Below are 21,747 nucleotides of genomic sequence, written 5' to 3' on the forward strand. Positions count from 1 at the left end.
GACTATTAATAACTGTTATGTTTTAAGTTATGTACTCTTGTATGGCTCATCGGTGCTCCTGAAGGTCTTAGCGCAAATTCTTGGATTTATGTAAGTATTTTCGCAGGCCTCGTGGTGGGGTTGATTTTAGAACCAATGCCACCAGCTTTTATCGGTATCATTGCAGTTACCGTATCTATGTTGTTTAAGGTTGGCCCTGCCCCTGTTGTAGATAAAGCAACTGGTGTAGCAAAGGCAATTACTGATGCTCAAGCTATTAGCTGGGGGCTTAGTGGTTTCTCTAATGCCATCGTATGGTTGATTTTTGCAGCCTTTATGATTGGTATTGGTTATGAACATTCAGGCCTTGGCCGTCGTATTGCTTTATTCCTCGTAGCAAAACTTGGTAAGTCCTCCTTAGGTTTGGTTATGCCATTGCTATTACTGACCTTGTGTTGGCTCCATTTATTCCAAGTAACGCGGCTCGTTCTGGTGGTACGATTTATCCAATCGTATCTAGTATTTGTCCGATGTTCGAATCCTATCCAGATAAAAACTCTCGTAAAATTGGTTCTTATTTGAACTGGGTGGCATTGGCAACTACATGTGTGTCTAGCTCCATCTTCTTGACTGGTGCAGCGCCAAACCCATTGGCTCTTGAGTTGTCTGCTAAGTCTGGTATCGTAGCGGCAAACTGGGGGACATGGTTCTTAGCTTTCTTACCAGTAGGTCTTATCTTGTTTATCATCACACCATTGTTGACTTATGTATTCTGCAAACCAGAGGTAAAAGGTTCCCCTGAAATGGCAATATTCGACAAATCTAAGAAAATAAATATAATATAATATTGATATGATAGTAAATATCTTTTTTTGAGTTTTCTGATGGAGGTAGTTTATTATTATGTCTGCTACAGAGCGTGTTGTACAGTCGATTTTATATGAGCTAGGCTGTGTTTTGATTGGCTGTTTGGTGATGCAGTTTGTTCCGCATGAGGGGCAGCCTTTGGTCTTGATGATTATTTTTTCCTTGTTGGCGATGGTTTGGAATTTTGTGTTTAACTGGATATTTGATAAACTAGTACCAGGTGACCGATTAGCGCGAGGGCCTGTAATCCGCACAATTCATGCAGTGTTGTTTGAAGGTTTGTTTATGCTTGCCACAGTGCCTATTATTATGCACATGATGCATATGAGCTTTTGGATGGCCTTTGCTACAGATATAACGATGACATTAGTCATATTAGGTTATACTTATATTTATAATTGGGTATATGATCGAGCACGTCTATATTTTGTAGAGGCTTAATTTTAAATGTGAGGTAGGTACCTCTTGTAAAATCTATATCGTATAGTAGGAGGTTCTTATGTCTACAAAGTCTATTACGGGCACAGGTTTCTTGTTGGCCGTTGCCTTATTGGTGCAAAGCTTGCGCCTCATTTTCCCCTTTATTCCTAATCAGGTGAGCATGTTCCTTATCGGTTCCATTACGTCCGCAACCTTTGTACTCGCCACATGGCGCTATGGATGGGAGAATGGTCTTGTTATTGCTTGGATTGCACCAGTAGTGGCGCATTTACAAGGCATGTTGCCGTTGCCGCCGTTTATTTTGATTACGGCCCTAGGAACGACAGCGTATGTATTCGTAGTCCACTGGTTACAACATAAACCAAAAGCATTGCTTATCATTGTGGCGGCTTTGGTAAAAGCCGGCGTACTCTTTGGAGGGTACTCCTTGTTCTTCTCCTTGTTCCAATTTCCACCAAAGATTGTAAATACCATGCTTTTTGTATCTAGTTGGCCTCAATTGGTAACATCTTCTTTAGGTATTATTTTGGCATTACTTATTACAAAACGTACTAAAAATTAGTCTAACTTAACTTAGAGTTATGACAACCCATTCAAAATAGATATGACTTTTTCGGGGCACTCAGGCAGTATGAGTGCCCATTTTTGTTGACCTTAGTCATTGTCTACTTTTATAATTAACATATTGTATACAAATATGAGGAGTTGATAGGAATGAAATTTAATACAAAATGTGTTCACGGCAGTGGTAAACCAGATAGCACTGGTGCAATTTCCCCTGCAATCTATATGTCTAGTACATTTTCTCATCCAAAGTTGGGGGATACAACAGGTTATCAATATTCGCGCGAGTCTAATCCAACGCGCGACCGTTTGGAACAATTGATAGCTGGCCTTGAAGAAGGTACAGATGCATTGGCATTTTCCTCTGGTATGGCAGCTGTGGACACAGTATTCCACCTATTCTCTCCTGGAGATCACATCATCTTAGGTGATGATTTATATGGTGGTTCTATCCGTATGTTCACAAATATTTACGAACAGAACGGCATTGAGTTCACTTATGTAGGCACCTCTGATCTTGATGCGGTGAAAGCTGCTTTTAAATCGAATACAAAGGCTGTTTATATTGAAACACCGACAAATCCTATGATGGAGATTACCGATATTCGTGCACTCTGTGCATTGGCGCATGCACGTAATGCGCTAGTAATCATCGACAATACTTTCCTAAGTCCATATTTCCAAAAGCCATTGACTTTGGGGGCCGATATTGTCGTTCATAGTGGTACCAAATTCATTGGTGGTCATCACGATGTAATTTCTGGCTTTACTATTGTAAAAGATGAAGAAATCGCTGCAAAATTGCGTTTAACATACAAAACAGTTGGTGCATGCCTATCCGCTATGGATAGCTGGCTCGTTATTCGCGGCGTAAAAACATTGGCACTTCGTATGGAGCAACACCAAAAGAATGCCATTGCTCTTGCGGAATGGCTAAAGACACAACCTAAGGTAACAAAAGTATTGTTCCCAGGACTTCCTGAACATCCGGGCTATGAAATCAATAAAGCCCAAACAACAGGCTTTGGCGGCATGTTATCCTTCGAAGTAGATAACGAAGAAACGGCTAAACAAGTATTAGAAGGTATTGAGCTTATTCAATTCGCTGAAAGCCTTGGTGGTACAGAATCCTTGTTGACGTATCCTGTGACGCAAACACATCCAGATTTAAAACCTGAAGATGCAGAACGCAAAGGCATTACACGTCGTTTGTTGCGTTTATCTGTAGGGATTGAAGATACAGAAGACTTGATTGCGGACTTGGAACAGGCTTTTAACAAATAAAGGAATTCCTATGGGACAATATAATTTTGATCAAATAGTAGATAGAACTCATACAAAATCATTGAAATACGACTTTGCTGTAAAGCGCGGTAAACCTGCGGATGTGTTGCCATTCTGGGTAGCGGATATGGATTTTGAAATTCCCCCTGAGTTAAAACAAATCTTATTGGATCGTGTTAAGCATGGTGTTTTCGGCTATACAGAGTCTGACGATGAATACTTTGAAGTGTTGAAGAATTGGTTTGCTACGCGTTTTAACTGGACGCCAGAACAAAAATGGCTTGTTAAAACGCCTGGTATCGTATTTGCTTTAGCGATGGCGGTTCGTGCTTTTACCGAGGTTGGCGAAGGGGTGCTCATTAATCAACCTGTGTACTACCCATTTAGTATGGTTGTTGACGATAACAATCGTCGTCTTATCAATGTGCCGCTCATCAAAGGCGACGAAAAATACACTATCGACTTTGAAGGTATCGAACGCGCTATTATCGAGGAGAATGTAACATTATTCCTCTTGTGTAATCCGCACAATCCAGTAGGGCGCGTGTGGACTGAGGACGAGTTGAAACGCCTCGGCGACATTTGTATTAAACACAATGTGCTCATCGTGAGCGACGAAATCCATGCTGACTTTGTTTGGGAAGGGCATACGCACAGGGTCTTTGCCGACCTTGGTGAAAGCTATGCAGAACACTGCATTGTATGTACAGCGCCTAGCAAGACTTTTAACATTGCAGGCTTACAAGTAAGTAATATCTTTATTCCAAATGACTCCTTACGTCGTCGTTTTATAAAAGAAATTGACCGTGCTGGTTATAGCCAATTGAACACGATGGGGATTGTGGGCTGTGAAGGAGCCTACAAAGTCGGGGCTCCTTGGCTTGATGAATTGAAAGAATATATTCAAGACAATATTCAATTCACCATCGACTATGTAGCAAAATATATGCCAAGGATTCGTGCATATCGTCCTGAAGGGACCTATCTCATGTGGTTGGACTGCTCTCAATTGCCGCTTAGCCCTAAAGAGCGAGACGAATGGATCATCAATGATGCTAAGCTATGGCTCGATACGGGTTCTATGTTTGGTGTCGATGGGGAGGATTTTGAACGTATCAATGTTGCTTGTCCTCGCAAAATCTTGGAAGAAGGGCTCGAAGCTTGGCGTCACGCCTATGAGGCTAAAGACTTTTAATTAGATTAGGTTATCAAATTGTAGAATATGTAGAGGTGACACTATGCCTATTAAAGTAATAAAAAATTTACCGGCCATAACGAAATTAGCTCAAGAGAATATTTTCGTTATGGATACCGAACGGGCGGAAAATCAACAAATCCGACCCTTGCAAATTTTGCTTGTCAATTTGATGCCTACTAAAGAAGTGACGGAAACTCAGATTTTACGTGCTCTTAGTAATAGTCCATTGCAAGTTAATTTGACTCTTTTGCATACCGCATCTCGTAAGGCTAAAAATACAGATGAACAATATTTAGAAACCTTCTACCGCACCTTTGATGAAGTAAAAGACCAGTTCTTTGACGGCATGATTATCACCGGTGCTCCTGTAGAGTTAATGCCTTTTGAAGAGGTAGACTATTGGTCTGAACTCGTAGAAATCATGAACTGGGGCGAAGAGCATGTTTACTCTACGTTTTATATCTGTTGGGGTGCTCAAGCTGGCTTATATCATCACTTTGGCATTAATAAATCGATTATGGATGAGAAATTATTTGGTGTTTACGAACACGATATTTATAATGATCGACCAGTGCTCATGCGTGGATTTGATGAAAAGTTTTGGATGCCACACTCACGGCACACCACAGTTTCGTTGCAACAAATTAAGGAAAATCGTGACTTGGAACTCTTGGCTGGGTCTGAACCAACAGGAGCTGCTATCGTTCGTAGTTTAGATAATAAACATATTTTTGTATTTGGTCATGCCGAATACGATTGGGATACACTTAACCGTGAGTACGTGCGGGATATCAAAAAAGGTATGGATATTGCGGTTCCTGAAAACTACTTTCCGGATAATGATCCGAAACAACGTCCCGTCGTGCGCTGGCGCTCTGTAAGTACACTATTATTTACAAACTGGTTAAACTACTATGTATACCAAGAAACGCCATATATCATTGAACAAATACAAAAAATGAAATTTGAACGAGATAAAAATTTAGGCGCTTACATCTAAATTTAAGTACTTATTTCTAATTTATTGTTAGTACTATGTACCCCTAATTACTTCTAACATCTCTCAAGGGAGCGGGTTCTTTGGAAGTAATTAGGGGATTTTATTTCTTATAAAATGATTTTGCTTGCTTTAGAGGCTTTGGTAAAAGTTTTCATCATCCTTTGTTCGCTATAGTTTAAAGTTATGGAGAAGACCATGTAAAAAATAGTAGACATATTTTTTAAAACATAGTACTATACTAGGCATAAAGAATGAACTTAAAATATAGTTAATATAAAGGAGTTGTCACAATGAGTAAACAATATAGATTTGAAACATTACAATTACATGCTGGTCATACCGTGGACCCAACAGGTGCTCGCGCAGTGCCTATTTATCAAACTACATCTTTCGTATTTAAAGATGCTGAGGAAGCAGCAGGTCGTTTTGCATTGACTAATCCTGGTGCTATTTATTCCCGCCTTGGCAATCCTACAACCGATGTATTGGATGCTCGCGTTGCACAACTTGAAGGTGGTGCAGGCGGTATAGCTGTAGCATCTGGTTCTGCAGCAGTTACGTACTCTATTTTAAATGTAGCAGATGCTGGCGACAATATTGTTGCTGCATCCACATTGTACGGTGGTACTTATAATTTGTTTACTGCTACATTGCCTCGATTGGGGATTCAAACTAAATTCGTAAATCCCGATCATTTGGAAGAATTTGAAGCAGCTATCGATGAAAAGACTAAAGCCGTTTATATCGAATCTATTGGTAACCCTGGTATTAATCTTATCGATGTACAAGCAGTAGCTGATATTGCACACAAACACAATATCATCTTGATTGTAGACAATACATTTGCATCTCCATATTTGTTCCGTCCATTGGAGCATGGGGCTGACGTTGTTATTCATTCTGCTACTAAATATCTTGGTGGACACGGTACAACATTGGCTGGCGTAGTTGTAGAATCTGGTAAATTTGATTATAAAGGTTCTGGTAAATATCCTGGCTTCTCTGAAGGGGATGAACACTATAATGGTTTAGTGTATGGTGATCTACCAATTCCATTTACTGTAAAAATCCGTGCCCAATTGCTTCGCGATACAGGTGCATGTATTGCACCACTTGCAGCATGGCAAATCTTGCAAGGGGTTGAAACTTTGTCCTTGCGCGTAGAACGTCATGTAGAAAATACTCGTAAAGTAGTAGACTTCTTGAGTAAACACCCTAAGGTAGCATGGGTAAACTATCCAGAATTAGCAGATAGCAAATATAAAGCGTTAGCAGATAAATATTTCCCTAAAGGTGTTGGCTCTGTATTCACATTCGGTGTAAAAGGTGGTAAAGAATCCGGTATTAAGCTAGTTGATTCTTTGGAAATCTTCTCCAATCTTGCCAACGTAGCAGATGCTAAATCTCTTGTTATTCATCCTGCATCTACAACTCATGCTCAACTTAATGAAGAGCAACAAAAATCTGCTGGTGTTACACCAGACATGATTCGTTTGTCTATCGGTCTTGAAAATGTAGATGACATCATCGAAGACTTAGTACAAGCTTTAGATAAAGCTTAATCTTTCACATCTTTAGTTTGAAAACTATAGATCAAACTTTCAGAACTTACAAATGACATCCTTAAGCTGAACTTTGCTTAAGAAATAGAACACATAACTATCAAACCTATAAAACTTATACAAAAGACCTCCCGTTGGGAGGTCTTTTTGTTGGTATGTGCTAATTTTATAAGAATAAAAAGTTGTATAGGTGTAATACAACCTTGATAGAATGGATATATAAAAAGACCTTGGATTCAATGATCCAAGGCCTTTAAGGGAGTATAGTGTGTGTAACGTTTGGTCTGTGGTGTGTGCACAGACCGTTTTCCTATTGTGTGAGATAGGATGTTAGGGAACCCGTGGTTAGTGTTACGGGCTCTCTGAGAGTGTGTTAGAGAGTGTATCCAAAGGATACAGTGTGTATAGTATGTGTGTTATATGTGTAGTGTGTCATCTAAGTGGGTTAGGATAGGGTTTCACTTGATGAAAGAAAAAATCTTAGTATTTTGTGTTTTTAACTTTAGCGCTAATAACTTTACCGGATGTAGCGTCTACTTTTACTTCAGCATTTTTACCACCGCCAGTTGTCATATCGAATTCATATACAACTCTGCCGTTTTCACGTTCAACAGTCCAATCCATAGTTTGGAAATCAGAACCAACTTTTTCCATAGCTTTTGTTTCAGCTACTTCAGGAATGATGATGTTTTGAACGTTAATTGTTTTAGAAGCTTTGGAGTAACCTTTTACTTCTTTACCAACGATTTGACCAGATGCTTCGTCTACTTTAATTTCTACTTCACGGTTGCCATAATAACCTTCTACTTCATAGTAAGGATTGTGTTTTGCGTCATAGGAAATAGATTTTACAGTAGCGCCAGGGAATTGTTGTTGGAATACTGTAATAGCGCCCATATAATCAACAGAATAGTTAGCTTGTGCGGATGGAACAACGCTACCAACACCATTCCAGTTGCTATGGTTGTTGTAACTATGGTTGCTAGCTGCACCAACTACACCTGCTAATAATACTGTACTAACGCCAAATGCACATAGTACTTTGGATACTTTCTTAACATTTTTCATAAGCAATGCCTCCTGATACCAAATTATAATTTTTGTTTAGTTACGATTTTATGAAAGTAGATTTTACTCAATCTACTTATGTATAATTTAATCTTGTTATATGAAAATAAGATTAAATTAAATGATTTTTGTATGAAGATGAGTATATCTTTTAGTTATTATGAACTATTGATAATAACTATTAGCTATAGTCAAAATTAAAAAGTACAAAAAACATAGTATATATAATATTAGACTATATAGTAAACTAAAAGTCAAACATTATAGTTGACAATTAAAAATGCAAGTGCTTTAATTTAGATAGTTAGTAGTTTGTTTTCGTGTTATCTTGGATTTTTATTCTCCATTGATAGCACAAATTCCTGCTTAGGTCTGTTATGAATGGAGGTATACCATGAGCTCTACTGTATCAAAACAAACTCACATTACCACCCGTCAGTTAACGATGACAGCACTCTTTGTGGCGCTAATCGCCGTTGGTGCTTTCATACGGGTCCCATTACCGAATTGTCCGTTTACATTGCAAATCTTATTTACTACATTAGCGGGCATTGTTTTAGGTAGTCGTTTAGGTGCCGCTAGTGTTGGCATTTATATTGTATTAGGTCTTGTTGGGGTTCCTATTTTTACGTCCGGTGGTGGTCCTAGTTATATTTTGCAACCTACCTTTGGTTATTTAATTGGCTTTATGGTTGGTGCGTATGCAGTAGGACGCATTGCAGAGACAATGGATACATTATCGTTTAAACGTTTGCTAGCTGGATCCATATTAAATCTATTTATTGTATATGGTCTTGGCATGGTGTACCTATACTTTATTATGAATCTGTATTTAGGTAAGCCTATTGGTGTCGAAGCTGTTATTATTACATGCTTCCTAATCCCCGTTGGTCCAGATATTTTCTTGTGCGCTGTAGCGGCATCTCTTGGTAAGAGAATTATTAAAGAATTACAGCACTAATAGAACGTTTTAATAATTATTATAAGGCATCAATCTTTTGTAGATTCATATAGACATTGAACTATGAAATATACGTTATTATTTTATTCAACAGAATCATTCCTATTAAAAACGAGGCGTTAAGCCTCGTTTTTAATGTAATTCTTAAGGGTATACATAGCCTAATATAGGTTCTGCAGATTTGATTTTTGTAATCTCTACATATGGTTGTTTACGACCGTGGAAGTTTCGCGTAGAAACCTTACCTTCAATCGATACCCATTGTTCATTTTGTAAGCTATCACCATCTGTTTTATAGGCTGTCATGCCAATAGGGGCAACGTCAGCAATACAACAAGCCATAGCCATACGAGAAATAGTAAATTCGTTAGATTTTAATGTATTATCTTCGCGGTTTACATAGCCTGTCATATAAACTGTGTAGTCTTTATATTGATCAACATTAGATCCAACCTTTACAATGGTTTGATAGAAATTATCTGAGTTCAAAACGATTTCTTTTTTGTCCTTGGAAATCCCTGGCTCTTTACTTTCACTGTTAACGGTGACAACCTCTCCAATAGCATCGTTTGTAAAGTCGAAATTGTTAGTATCATCGTTTACGCGAGCGGCACCATGAACGCCTGTTGATGGTACAAGAACGGGAGGAATGATGAGCAACATAATGGGAATAATAATCGGAACGATAGACTTCCAGTTATGCTTGTAGTATTTTGAAGGCGCCCAAATGATCGTCGCTAGACCTCCTAAAATAAGGGCAACGCCACTAATACCTAGTAAAAGTTCATAACGTGGTGCAATATAGTTCAAATAACGACCTGTCACAATGAGGTAAATACAGCAGATACCTAAGGTGAGATACAATAGACCTTTCACGATAGAAAAGCGATCTTTCAGTCCTAATGTCATGAAATCATCTCCTTTTAATCAATTAAGAACTGAGATAATAATTATCTTAAAATTAAGATATATTACACTATAAGATGTAATGATTATACTGGATTACAAATAGTAGCTCGTTAATTTAATGAGTAATTGTGAATTGGAAAGTAGTTAAGTAAGAATTTGCCTACTAACTAAGTAAAAATTTGTAAACTAGCTAAGAAAAAATTTGAATACTAATGCTGCTATGTAGGACATAACGGCAATTGTTATACTTAATCGTATGATAAATGAGGTAGGCATATATTGTTTTAATATATATACGTTTTTGATATCTAGCATCGGACCCAAGATGAGGAAACCCATTACGGAGCTAATAGGAAATAAAGTGCTCAAGGATTTACCGATGATAGCATCTGATGTAGAGCAGACTGAGAAGAAGAATGCTAACATCAGCAAAATTGGAATGGCTGTAAATTCTGGCAAGGTTAATCCTGCATTGAGAAGCCAAGGCTTGCCATACATTTGAATTATAGATAGTACAGTTGCCGCCATGGAGAAATAGAGTAAGAGTTGAGAAAACTCTTGTTCCATATGGATTAACAATCTTTTTTTATCAATATACTTAGTTTTAGTTGTTTCTAAAATGATTTCTTCATAGCTAAGACTCTGTGGTGCTCTTGCTTTCAATATAGATGTGGCTGGAGACCAGAATCGGAATGATAGGGCTACTAACAAGGCCACAACTAGTCCTAAAACGATACGCCATACGGAGAGCATAGGATTGTCTGGAAATGCATACCAAGTAGAAAGAATGGTGATAGGGTTTATAATCGGACTAGCGAGCATAAATAAAAGGGCTACCGATAAAGGGATACCTCTGTCTATTAGTGCTTTGAATAAGGGGATGATAGCACAGTCACAAATTGGCAAGGCAAAGCCACTGACCATAGCAGCCCCATAACTTTTCCAAGAATGGTCGCCTAACAGTTTTAGTAGCACTCGTTGTGGTACGAAATAGCGAATAATCGTTGAGCCTACCGTGCCTAGCAATAGGAATGGGATGGCTTCGATGATGAGACCCGTGATTATAGCGAAGCATTGGTGGATGGAATAGGGGATGTCATGGCGAAAAGCTGTGACTAACAGTATATAAGTTGTAACACCAATAACTAATAGATTGGGAATGAGTCCCCATGTAGAATTTCGGCACAGCTGCTCCACTTTTTCAGGGGTGGGAGTGGTTACAATTTTAGCCTCTCCGTTGTAGGTGCGCAATAAAGCGTGATGTGTATCGGATTCTGTGATGATACAATCTGCGCTGTATAATTGACTCATTACGTCATTACCTAAGCCAGGGAGTATGGTTGAAACAAATTGATCGGTACAAATATATAACACCTTTTCTATTTGTACCAGGTGGCTTAATATATCGCTATATAGTAAGGCTTCTAGTTGATGAAAGCTTACCATGCCATTCCACTCAATCCATAGCTCTTTTGGCTGTAGTCGTTTTAAATAATCCGCAATTTTACAGGCTATCAACTCGTAAGACTTGATATCGCTAGGAACGATGGCACTGAGTTCATCCGCATTGAGTTGTAAGGGCTCTTTGATAAGAGGCTCACTGCCTTCTTCGGCGCTGATTATTGCGGTACCGCCTAGCTTTTTTCGGTATTGTAATTGTTTGTTTATGAACGTGCTTTTACCGGATCCAATAAACCCTGTAACGATATAAACAGGAATCATGATTGACACACTTCGTTATGTACCATTGGTACATTAAAATCTGTTCCGATAACGACTAAACTATAATCATTAGTTTCACTAGGTGAAAGCGAACAATAATGTGTGCCGTACTGGAGTTCGTGTGGGCCTTCTGTAGTAGGTACAATCCCTTTGGCACGAAGCACTGTATCAGGCATGCCTTCTAAAATGGTTTTCCACTGTGCGAGACTGAGAGTACGTAAATCCTTAAAGGTATGACTCATAAATAAATGTTCATCGTGCAAACAGTGATCATCATGACAATGATATAGGCGCTTGATGTAATCACGCAAACTGATGGTATTCCATGCTTCTTCATGGATTGGTGTATGTGGCGCGAGGTCGCGAATCATACGTTTCGTAATGCTTGTTTGTTGAATATCTTCTGTATGGCTCAAAAAAATCGCATCACTATGAGTGATTTGATCCTTGAAGAAAAGACCAAAATTTTTGATAAACATTGGTGCTTGCATAGCATCGACAGTCGTTATCGATGCGTGAACGTAAGCAGATTTTGCAATGTCCTCGTCCTTACAAGTATGGATGATTTCACTAAGCTTGCTAACACCTGATGGCTCGATGTAGATCATATCGATTTTGTAATTTTGGAGAATATCAAGTAGTGCTTGCTGGAAATTTCCTTGTAAGCTACAACAAATACAGCCAGAGGTTACTTCGCGGACTGTAGCCCCTGTTTTTGCGAGATTAGTCGCATCAAGGCTAGTTTCACCAAAATCGTTTTCTATAATAAGAATTTTATCTTTCGATGTATGTTCTTTTAATATATGTTGTAATAATGTTGTTTTTCCAGAACCTAGAAATCCGGATATAATAACTATTGGAATCATATATACCTCCTGCGTAATGTAAACACAGTATACACCTATAGGATAACACAGAAAATACTCTATGGGGTATATGGAGACTAGCAAGTTCCTCAGAGTTTAACAGTCTTCTCTGAAATTTATAGGTTATATACTATATATGAGTATACTGACACATGTAGTTGATATTCATAATTATTTATAAATAAAATGATGCATTACATGTTGTTCACATATGAAAGAATACTCCTATGTGAATAAATATTTATTTGTATAGTTGAGAAATTTTTATAAAAAAATCCCTCCTACAAGATAATTCAGTTGGAGAGATTTGCTGAATTACTTGTAGGAGGGTTGGAGAGTCATTATTACATGGGTCTCGTAATTTGATGTGCTATTTGCTTATAGTATAACAAATTATACAGCAAAAATATAGTAATTATTTATTTTATTGTAATTTTGCTAATAATGCTTTGAGGTACACATATACATTTTCAACAGAAGGTAAATGAACGCGTTCTGTTGGTGTATGAGGACTTACGATAGTAGGCCCAAAGCTAATCATCTGTGTATTTGGTAATACGCCTTTTAATAAACCACATTCGAGGCCTGCGTGAATGGCATTTACATTAGCTGGTGTATTGAACATTTCGTTATGCAAGGAAATCGCTTGTTCTTCCAATTTTGAGCCTTTGTCGTATTCCCATGCTGGATATCCACCTGTACGCTCTGCAGCTACGCCAAGTGCTTTTGCAAGAAGCATCATTTTTTTAGTTAAGAATTCAAGACTATTGCTATTGGAACTACGAATAGAAATGAGTATTTCAATGGTATGTTGATTTTCACGTACGATAGCAATATTATTAGATGTTTCTACAAGGTTTGGGATAGACTTACTTACAGAATGAACCCCATCTTGTGCAAGATAGATATATGTAATAAGTGCTTCTGTTGTGTCTTCTGCATATACTATTTCAGGAGTAGGAACATCTTCAACTACGAATGTAAGTCTTGGATCCTGCACGCTATATTCGTGTTGATATTGTTTTTCTTGGTATGCGAGTAATGTTTTAATGGCTGCCACATCTTCAGAACGTACAGATAATACAGCTACTGCCTTAGACGGGATTGCATTATGTTTTACGCCACCTTCGAAGAACGCTAAACTAATAGGATATTGTTGTTGAATATCATAGAGCACACGGGTTAGTACTTGGTTTGCATTGGCTAGTTGCTCGTTGATTTCGATGCCGGAGTGCCCCCCTTTGAGGCCGGTTACTGTAATGGATAGGCCCGCATCATAGCCTGGTTGATTGTTATCGCGTAACAATGGAATTTTTACATGTACGTGGCAACCGCCAGCACAACTAACGGTGAAGTCATGTTCTACCTCTGTATCTAGGTTGAGTAAGTAGTCACCAGTTACTTGGCCTTCTTTAATGGCAAAGGCACCATCCATACCAGTTTCTTCGTTGGTAGTGAATAATAATTGCATTGGACCATGTTGTTGGTTTTCATCTTCAAGGAGAGCAAGCATCATAGCAGCACCCATGCCATTATCAGCACCTAACGTTGTATGGTCTGCGTGCATCCAATCGCCTTCGATGATGTTGGCGATTGGATCTTTAGAGAAGTCGTGGTTAGAGTCATGGTCTTTAACACAAACCATATCAATATGGCCTTGTAAAATGATGGATGGACGGTTTTCATAACCAGGAGATGCAGCTTTTTTTATAACTACATTAAAGATTTCGTCTTGATGAACTTCAAGACCTAAATTTTTGGCAAAGTTCACGATGTAATCGCTGATTCCTTTTTCATTGCCGGACTCACGCGGAATTTGGCTCATTTCTTTAAAAATTTCTAAAACGCGTTTTGATTGAACGATTGTTTCCATAATGGCACCTTTCATTCTCATGTAGAATAGACATGTATGTATTATTGAAAGCTTTTAAAACAATATAAAATGAAATACTTTATCGTAATGGTCGCTTGTTTTACAACCTATAGTGGGTTCTTTCATACATACACATGAAATATATAAATTATTACTATATATAGTTATATCACAATAAGGATTATTAGGATAGCTTATGCTAGGTGCTAGCTATATAGGAATAATATTGTATAATGAGGGTATACGAATAACGAATAACAATTAACTAAATTCTATAGATCTTAGAAGGTTGGTGAACCAATGCAACATGAAAGCCGCAATATTAGCATGCTTATGGATTTTTATGAGATGACTATGGCACATGGCTACTTTACAAAATTAAAAAATGTGGATCGCGTCGCATTTGATGTTTTCTTTAGACGTAATCCAGACAAGGGCGGTTTTGCTATTTTTGGTGGTCTCGAACAAATCGTTGAGTACATTTTAAATCTACACTTTGATGAAAGTGATATCTCTTATTTACGGAGTCAGGGTATTTTTAGTGAAGAATTTTTAGCATATCTAAAAGATTTCTCTTTTACCGGTGATGTATATGCCTTTCCAGAAGGTTCTATCATCTATCCTAATGAACCTGTTATTACAATTGTGGCACCTCTCATAGATGCACAAATCATAGAAACTGCAGTGCTTACTATGATGAACCATCAATCTCTTATTGCCACAAAAGCTAATCGCATTGTTCGCGCTGCGGATGGGCGTATTGTGGCTGACTTTGGTGCTCGCCGTGCACATAATGTAGATGCTGCTGTATACGGTGCAAGAGCTGCTTATATTGGTGGTGTTCAGTCCACTGCAACTGTTTTAGCAGGGCAACAATTTGGTATTCCTGTCAGTGGGACCATGGCACATAGCTGGGTTATGTACTATGGCTCTGAATATGATGCTTTCAAAGCCTATGCCGAAGTGTATCCAGATAATCCAGTATTCCTCGTTGATACTTATGATGTGTTAAATTCTGGCGTGCCTAATGCTATTAAGGTAGCAAAGGATGTATTGGAGCCAATGGGTAAACGCTTAAAAGGAATTCGCCTAGATTCTGGTGACCTTGCGTATTTGGCTAAAAAAGCACGGCGCATGCTAGATGATGCAGGTTTAGAGGATTGTAAAATCATGGCATCTAATAGTCTAGATGAGTATACAATCACATCTTTGCTAATACAAGGTGGGCCTATTGATATTTTTGGTGTAGGGGAACGCCTCATTACCTCTAAGAGTGCCCCCGTATTTGGTGCGGTATATAAGATTGCTAGCATCGAGAAAGATGGTATGTGGGAACCGCGTATCAAGATTTCTGAAAGTGTTGAAAAAATTACTAATCCAGGTTTAAAAAAGGTATATCGTGTTTATAATGATAAAGGTCGTGCGATTGCAGATCTATTAACATTGTTGCGAGAGGTACCCGATACAGAGGAACCATATCGTTATATCGATCCTGAGCAACCTTGGCGTGAATTATATTTTGAAAACTGTACCTTTAAAGAAATGAAACAACTCGTTATCAAGGATGGTAAACTTGTTGTAAATTTGCCAACCTTAGAGGAAATTCGAGAATATGTACAGAAACAATTATCTAATGAAATTTGGCCCGAAGAACAACGCTTTGAAAATCCACATCGTCACTATCTTGATATGAGCCCTAGCTACTATCAATTGAAGATGGATTTATTGAACCGTATTTATCGAAAAAAATAGGAGGGGCTATGTTAGAAAATCCACAATCTACAAAGAATGCCCTTATTCAATGGATTAGAGATTATTTTAGTCAAAACGGTCCTAACTGTAGTGCTGTAGTCGGTATTTCAGGTGGTAAGGATTCTACTATCGTGGCAGCTCTTTGCAAAGAAGCTCTTGGTGCAAATCGCGTAGTTGGTGTTCTTATGCCAAATGGAGTGCAATCCGATATTGATGATGCTCAGGCAGTGGTGAATCATTTAGGAATTCCTCACATGACAGTTAACATTGGTGCTGCCTATGAGGCGCTAACTCATGCTATCGTTCAAGCTAAGGGCTATGATGTTGTAACGGGGAGAACTGATTTAGCCAAGGATGCAATTATCAATACACCGCCTCGCCTTCGAATGACAACGCTCTATGCAGTAGGGCAAAATTTGCCAAATGGTGCTCGTGTAGCCAATACTTGTAATGGTTCTGAAGACTACGTAGGATATTCTACAAAATACGGAGATAGTGCAGGTGATTTTAGCCCTCTCGCTCAACTCGTGGTAGAAGAGGTTCGTCAAATAGGCAAGCTTCTTGATATTCCCTCATATTTAGTTGATAAGGTGCCAAGTGATGGTCTTAGTGGTCAGTCAGATGAGGATAAATTGGGATTTACCTATGCTATACTGGATCGTTATATCAGAACTGGTGAAATTGAAGATCAGCCAACAAAAGAGCGAATAGATCATCTGAATCGAATTAATAAACATAAATTGGAGTTGATGCCATCATTTGACCCAAAGCTTTAATTGATAAGGCGGAAATCTCGATTTATAGAGATGAATCCATGAATCGATAGGGGCGAAGCCATAAAATAAGATAAAATAATTTTTTAGAATATAATAAGGCTGGCCATTATTGACCAGCCTTATTGAATCGTACTTAGTTTAAATTTAATAACAATAATTATTTTATAGTTTTATAGTGGAGGTAATATGGATACAAAAATCGCTTTGATTGGTACTGGAGGAACTATTGCAGGAAAAGGTACTTCAAATACTGATTTAACAGGCTATACGGCAGGGGTGTTAGGGCTTGACGAAATCTTAGCCTCCGTACCTGGTACAAAACCGTATGGTCCTTATACATATACTCAGTTTAGTAATATTGAAAGCTCCGATATTACCGTAAATCACTGGTTAGAACTTTCTAAGTTGGTGCAAAAATTGGTTAATCGAGATGATATCGGTGGTGTTGTTATTACTCATGGCACAGATAGCATGGAGGAGACGGCATATTTTCTGAATCTGACAGTTCATACAGACAAGCCAATTGTTATTACTGGATCTATGAGACCCGCAGGTGCTATTAGTGCAGATGGGCCAATTAATTTATTGCAAGCTATCCAAGTAGCGAGAACACCATCGTCTGTAGGTAAAGGTGTGATAGTCGTATTAAATGGCTACATTGATGGGGCAAGGGATGTATCTAAATGCAACACTACTAATGTAGCGACTTTTGATAGTCCATTAGTGGGGCATCTTGGTATTGTACAAGATGGTTTTGCCCACTATTATAAAGTGTCTACTCGACGTCATACTCAAGACTCTGTATTTGATGTGAGTAAATTGTCTGAGTTACCTCGTGTAGTTATAATGACCTGCTATGGTGGTATGGATGATATGGTGCCTATGAGTGTAGTTGCTACAAATCCTGACGGTTTAATCTTAACAGGTCTTGGTCATGGTACAATCCCACAAAACGTACGTCAAATCACACAGAATACAAAGTTTCCAACGGTACGTGCTTCTCGTACCGGTAGTGGTATGGTATCTGCAGTGCCACAAGATGCACTGGCAAACTATCTAGTATGTGATACTTTAAGTCCACAAAAAGCGCGTATTTTATTGATGCTAGGGCTTACAAAAACTAAAAATCTTAAAAAGTTACAACAATTCTTCTATGATTATTAAAAGCACATAATATTTATGGAACATAATGATTCTTTGATCTAATAATTAATTTAATAAAAGTTGAGAAAATATCTCAAAATTTAATTTGATATTCATTTTCAAGAATTATACTACATGTAACAGTTTTATATGCAATAAACCGCACATTCCGATCGCCTAGGATGTGCGGTTTTCATTTGTATTATATTTTTCATATATGAGTGGGGTGTTGAATGATAAGTTGGGGGCATTCTAGATGTTTTTGGATATCATAAGATAGGATTATTCAGCTCCAATAGCATTTTCTAGTGCTCTTTGTACGCCTACATAGACGGCCTTGGCTAAAGTGTCTCCAAATAGTGAGAAGGAGCCAGCATCGGTTAAGATATCTCCATTTGTATCGATGGTGAGAACGATACCATCTGTAGAGGTACCTGTGGCAGATGTTTTGCGTTCTTTCGTAATTGCGTCAGGAATGTCTTCATTAATAAACGGATGGAGGCGTACGCTTTCAACATTCCAATCTTGTAGGGCTGCGGTTTTAGCTTCGGTAATCGTCATGATAGCTTTTACCATAGCGCTATCTGTTAAAGCTTTATTTGTAAATACGAGGATATTAATTGTGCCTGGTACTATGAAGTCTCCATCACGCTCTTCATAACAATAACCTGTACCTGCGCGATGTGCCGTTTTTTCATAGCCTGCAGTCACGATAGTTTCTACGATAGTATCATGTTCTTCGACTTTGGCATAGGCGTGTAGATGTATTGTGGCAGACGTGAGGAGGGCTGTACTAAAATGAACAGGTGTATCAATGTGCTCAAATTCTTGAGCTAAATAATCGGCTACAGAGCCACCGGGTAAATCTTTTTCTGTTTCGATTTGATATGTTAGCTGCTGGTTGCGTACCGCTAGAGTATGGTGATAGCCACCATTTAATTGTCCGCTCGAAAGAGAATAGTGGATATCGTCAAAGTGTACCGTGACGGAGTGTAACTCTCTAGTTACATAGCCTCCAGTAGCGAGTTCTTGGGGTGCTTCGTATAGATTTTTGAACATGTAAGTCTCCCTAGTTTTATGATTGTTATATATGGAATATAACGATATAATATCTTTATTATCGTATTGCGAATGCATATGTAAAATTATAGCATATATGTTTACTGTTATTATATTGACATTATGTTGAGACGTATATTTGTTATTGTATAGATTTATATTATGGATGGTTATTATGGCTAATTTCTTAAGTGCTGTTTCTGAATTTCTTTTTAAAGACGCTAATATATTAATTCAAATAAGGGACTGGTTCTTTGCACAAGCTGGAAATATCTTATTAGCGTTAATTTTATTTTGGATAGGACGATATGCTATTAAATGGGTAAAAGCTTTTGCTGTTCGCATTATGACAAAAGCTTCCTATGACTCAGCAGCAATGAGCTTTATTACTCAAATTATTAATTACGCCTTGCTAGTAGGGTTAGTATTGATTTGCTTAAACCAAATTGGTATTCCTACAACATCTTTTATAGCTGCTTTTGGTGCTTTTGGTTTAGGTATTGGTCTCTCCTTACAGAATAACCTTTCTAATTTAGCATCTGGTTTATTAATTCTTATCTTCAAGCCTTTTAGAGCGGGTCACGTTATTCAGGTAGGTGATGTAGTCGGCAGTGTTAAATCAATCCAATTTATGTATACAGTTATTACTACAAAAGATCAAAAGAATGTATACATACCTAACTCTCTTCTTACATCCCAAGCTGTAACTAACATTGTTTATACTTCAGAACGCGTTATCCCATTTACGTTTGACATTGGTTATAATAATGATCATCATGAAGCAATAAAAATCTTAAAGAATATTTTTGCAGCAGATAAACGTGTCCTTAATCCGAAGAATATGGAAATAGGTATCTCTGAATTTGGAGATAATTCTGTACGAATCGCCGCTTATGCTCGTGTTAAGTCGAATGATTTCCTCGCTGTTCAATACGGCATTATGTCTGATGTAAAAGATGCTTTTGATAAATATGGCATCGACATTCCATATCCTCAACGTGTAGTATATATTCAAAATGTAGATACATCGACAGGTGAAATTAAAGGGACAAAGAAAAAAGCAACTACTACAAATGTAGAAATAGATAATAGTCTTGAAAGTTAGGATACTGGAAGGTAGAACGAGAGTGATGACACTTTTAACGACGAATATTCATATGTTTTATAAGAAATTGGTATTGGCCATAACTTTTATAGGAATCGTATTTATAGGTGCTGGTGTTGCTCAAGCTGCATACATTACACCTCCTTCTACTGTTGGTGAGGCCGTAGTCCTTATTGATGCAGATACAAAAGAAATTTTATTTGCAAAGAATCCAGATAAGTGGATGCATCCAGCTAGTACTACGAAAATGGTTACCTTGTTAACTGCTTTAGAACTAAAGGGCACACAGCTTGATGAATTAGCTACGATAAGTAGCTATGCAACGAGCATGGAAGAATCAAACCTTGGGATTCGCGTAGGCGATCAGATTACATTGGAAGGTGTTCTTGAAGGTATGATGGTTGCTAGTGGCAATGATGCGGCCGTTGTAGTAGCCGAAAATGTAAGTGGTTCTGTAGATAAATTTGCTAAGGATATGACTCGCATTGCTACAAAAGCGGGTGCAAAGAATAGTGTGTTCTTGAACCCTCATGGATTAACACAAAAGGGTCACCATTCTACGGCTCGTGATTTAGCGATGATTGCAGCGTACGGCATGAAATACCAAATGTTCCGTGACAAGGTTGCTAATGATTATTACAAGGTGCCGTATCAAAATCGTGCACCAGAAACAATTCGTACTACAAACCATTTTATTCGCAATAAATATCCAGGTGCGAATGGCTTGAAAACAGGTTTTACAAATGCAGCAGGAGAATGTTTGATTGCGTCTGCCACACGGAAGGGCCATACTATGATTGTAGTTATGCTTAATGATGATAATCGTTGGGAAGAAGCTGTACAATTTCTTGATTATGGATTTAAACTCCGTGGGGTAATTTAAGGACCTATTGTGTAATGGGGGACATATGAGTTCATTTTTTGCATTTTTAAAACGCATGCGCTTTATCAATCGATGGAGCCTCATGCGAAATACGGAAATAGAAAATATTCAAGAACATAGCCTTGAAGTGGCTATGGTAGCACACAACTTAGGGGCCATAAAAAATGAATACTTCGGTGGGAATGTAGATATCAATAAGGTAGCTGTCATAGCTATGTATCATGAGGTGAGCGAAATCTTTACAGGAGATATGCCGACACCAATCAAGTATTTTGATCCAAAGTTGCGGGAGCTGTATGGTGAGGTTGAAACTTTGGCGCAAGAAAAAATGCTATCAACCTTGCCAGACCGGTTACAATCTGTTTATAAGCCTATACTTGTTGATGCAGAGGCTAGTCCAGAATGGCCTCTCGTTAAGGCTGCCGATATAATTTCAGCCTATATGAAATGTGTCAAAGAGCTCAAGGCAGGGAATGATGAGTTTAAAGAGGCACATGACTCTATCTTAGCTAAGTTGAAAAATCTAAATATGCCTGAGGTAGATATGTTTCTTGAAATATATCTACCTGCTCTTGGTAAGAGTTTGGATGAGTTGAACTATTACGAAATTAAATAATTACTAAAAGAGACGACTTCTTGAACTGAACCCCCAAAATTGGGCACAATTTTGGGGGTTCAGTTCATTTTGGCCGTCTCTTTTTGATTCTAAAAATTTGTAGATTATTTTGCTAATGC

Annotated in this window: 19 protein-coding genes and 1 pseudogene; 14 read left to right on the forward strand and 6 right to left on the reverse strand. The window is 38.1% G+C overall.

Translation table 11 applies throughout. The annotated features are described in order from the left end of the window. Positions 1 to 12: 12 nt before the first annotated feature. The 7 genes and pseudogenes from Q7O55_RS02670 to Q7O55_RS02700 form a co-directional block, all read left to right on the forward strand. A pseudogene (locus Q7O55_RS02670) lies at positions 13 to 812 on the forward strand (DASS family sodium-coupled anion symporter); the annotation flags it as partial. Positions 813 to 882: 70 nt separating this feature from the next. Continuing rightward, positions 883 to 1,287 carry a PACE efflux transporter gene (locus Q7O55_RS02675; RefSeq protein ID WP_303928105.1) on the forward strand — a complete coding sequence of 135 codons (405 nt, stop codon included), beginning with the start codon at positions 883 to 885 and terminating at the stop codon, positions 1,285 to 1,287. A gap of 58 nt (positions 1,288 to 1,345) precedes the next feature. Beyond that, the gene (locus Q7O55_RS02680; protein ID WP_303928107.1) at positions 1,346 to 1,849 is read left to right on the forward strand and encodes a hypothetical protein; all 504 of its coding nucleotides are present in this window, start codon (positions 1,346 to 1,348) and stop codon (positions 1,847 to 1,849) included. A gap of 152 nt (positions 1,850 to 2,001) precedes the next feature. After that, the gene (locus Q7O55_RS02685) at positions 2,002 to 3,135 is read left to right on the forward strand and encodes a PLP-dependent aspartate aminotransferase family protein (protein WP_303928109.1); all 1,134 of its coding nucleotides are present in this window, start codon (positions 2,002 to 2,004) and stop codon (positions 3,133 to 3,135) included. 10 nt (positions 3,136 to 3,145) lie between these two features. Further along, the gene (locus Q7O55_RS02690) at positions 3,146 to 4,330 is read left to right on the forward strand and encodes a MalY/PatB family protein (RefSeq protein ID WP_303928112.1); all 1,185 of its coding nucleotides are present in this window, start codon (positions 3,146 to 3,148) and stop codon (positions 4,328 to 4,330) included. Between the two features lie 43 nt (positions 4,331 to 4,373). Next, a complete protein-coding gene (gene metA, locus Q7O55_RS02695; RefSeq protein ID WP_303928114.1) occupies positions 4,374 to 5,333 on the forward strand; it encodes a homoserine O-succinyltransferase in 960 nt (319 codons plus the stop codon). Positions 5,334 to 5,623: 290 nt separating this feature from the next. Continuing rightward, positions 5,624 to 6,895, forward strand: a complete 1,272-nt coding sequence (locus Q7O55_RS02700; protein ID WP_303928116.1) for an O-acetylhomoserine aminocarboxypropyltransferase/cysteine synthase family protein — start codon at positions 5,624 to 5,626, stop codon at positions 6,893 to 6,895. Positions 6,896 to 7,375: 480 nt separating this feature from the next. On the opposite strand, the gene Q7O55_RS02705 is transcribed toward Q7O55_RS02700, so the two are convergent. Further along, positions 7,376 to 7,963 carry a PepSY domain-containing protein gene (locus tag Q7O55_RS02705; RefSeq protein WP_303928117.1) on the reverse strand — a complete coding sequence of 196 codons (588 nt, stop codon included), beginning with the start codon at positions 7,961 to 7,963 and terminating at the stop codon, positions 7,376 to 7,378. A gap of 394 nt (positions 7,964 to 8,357) precedes the next feature. Here Q7O55_RS02705 and Q7O55_RS02710 point away from each other — a divergent pair, with 394 nt between their 5' ends. Next, positions 8,358 to 8,924: a biotin transporter BioY gene (locus Q7O55_RS02710; RefSeq protein ID WP_295816292.1), complete on the forward strand. Its 567-nt coding sequence runs from the start codon at positions 8,358 to 8,360 to the stop codon at positions 8,922 to 8,924. Positions 8,925 to 9,068: 144 nt separating this feature from the next. On the opposite strand, the gene Q7O55_RS02715 is transcribed toward Q7O55_RS02710, so the two are convergent. From Q7O55_RS02715 to Q7O55_RS02730, 4 genes are all read right to left on the reverse strand, one after another. Continuing rightward, positions 9,069 to 9,833, reverse strand: a complete 765-nt coding sequence (locus Q7O55_RS02715) for a TIGR03943 family protein (RefSeq protein ID WP_303928120.1) — start codon at positions 9,831 to 9,833, stop codon at positions 9,069 to 9,071. 186 nt (positions 9,834 to 10,019) lie between these two features. Next, positions 10,020 to 11,555, reverse strand: coding sequence for a permease (locus Q7O55_RS02720; protein ID WP_303928121.1), 1,536 nt, complete (start codon positions 11,553 to 11,555; stop codon positions 10,020 to 10,022). Then, complete coding sequence (locus Q7O55_RS02725; protein ID WP_303928122.1) at positions 11,552 to 12,421, reverse strand: GTP-binding protein; 870 nt, start codon at positions 12,419 to 12,421, stop codon at positions 11,552 to 11,554. Before Q7O55_RS02725 ends, Q7O55_RS02720 begins: the two co-directional genes overlap by 4 nt. A gap of 424 nt (positions 12,422 to 12,845) precedes the next feature. Continuing rightward, positions 12,846 to 14,294 carry an aminoacyl-histidine dipeptidase gene (locus Q7O55_RS02730; RefSeq protein WP_303928183.1) on the reverse strand — a complete coding sequence of 483 codons (1,449 nt, stop codon included), beginning with the start codon at positions 14,292 to 14,294 and terminating at the stop codon, positions 12,846 to 12,848. A 300-nt stretch (positions 14,295 to 14,594) separates the two neighbouring features. Between Q7O55_RS02730 and Q7O55_RS02735 the strand changes: the two genes are divergently transcribed. From Q7O55_RS02735 to Q7O55_RS02745, 3 genes are all read left to right on the forward strand, one after another. Continuing rightward, positions 14,595 to 16,046, forward strand: coding sequence for a nicotinate phosphoribosyltransferase (locus Q7O55_RS02735; RefSeq protein ID WP_303928123.1), 1,452 nt, complete (start codon positions 14,595 to 14,597; stop codon positions 16,044 to 16,046). Positions 16,047 to 16,054: 8 nt separating this feature from the next. Continuing rightward, positions 16,055 to 16,822 carry an NAD(+) synthase gene (gene nadE / locus Q7O55_RS02740; protein ID WP_303928124.1) on the forward strand — a complete coding sequence of 256 codons (768 nt, stop codon included), beginning with the start codon at positions 16,055 to 16,057 and terminating at the stop codon, positions 16,820 to 16,822. Between the two features lie 186 nt (positions 16,823 to 17,008). Further along, positions 17,009 to 17,986 (forward strand): asparaginase, encoded by a 978-nt coding sequence (locus tag Q7O55_RS02745; RefSeq protein WP_195394469.1) that lies wholly within the window; start codon positions 17,009 to 17,011, stop codon positions 17,984 to 17,986. Positions 17,987 to 18,247: 261 nt separating this feature from the next. On the opposite strand, the gene Q7O55_RS02750 is transcribed toward Q7O55_RS02745, so the two are convergent. Then, complete coding sequence (locus Q7O55_RS02750; RefSeq protein ID WP_303928127.1) at positions 18,248 to 19,024, reverse strand: adenosylcobinamide amidohydrolase; 777 nt, start codon at positions 19,022 to 19,024, stop codon at positions 18,248 to 18,250. Between the two features lie 175 nt (positions 19,025 to 19,199). Here Q7O55_RS02750 and Q7O55_RS02755 point away from each other — a divergent pair, with 175 nt between their 5' ends. Genes Q7O55_RS02755 through yfbR form a run of 3 tightly spaced genes read left to right on the forward strand, consistent with a single transcriptional unit; the run spans position 19,200 to position 21,628 of the window. Then, positions 19,200 to 20,129 (forward strand): mechanosensitive ion channel family protein, encoded by a 930-nt coding sequence (locus Q7O55_RS02755; RefSeq protein ID WP_303928128.1) that lies wholly within the window; start codon positions 19,200 to 19,202, stop codon positions 20,127 to 20,129. A 25-nt stretch (positions 20,130 to 20,154) separates the two neighbouring features. Then, on the forward strand, positions 20,155 to 21,012 hold the full coding sequence (locus Q7O55_RS02760) for a D-alanyl-D-alanine carboxypeptidase family protein (protein WP_303928184.1): 858 nt from the start codon (positions 20,155 to 20,157) through the stop codon (positions 21,010 to 21,012). A 25-nt stretch (positions 21,013 to 21,037) separates the two neighbouring features. Then, a complete protein-coding gene (yfbR, locus tag Q7O55_RS02765; protein ID WP_187002516.1) occupies positions 21,038 to 21,628 on the forward strand; it encodes a 5'-deoxynucleotidase in 591 nt (196 codons plus the stop codon). The last annotated feature ends 119 nt before the right edge of the window (positions 21,629 to 21,747 follow it).

The organism is Veillonella parvula (assembly GCF_945949885.1).
Classification (GTDB): domain Bacteria; phylum Bacillota; class Negativicutes; order Veillonellales; family Veillonellaceae; genus Veillonella; species Veillonella parvula_B.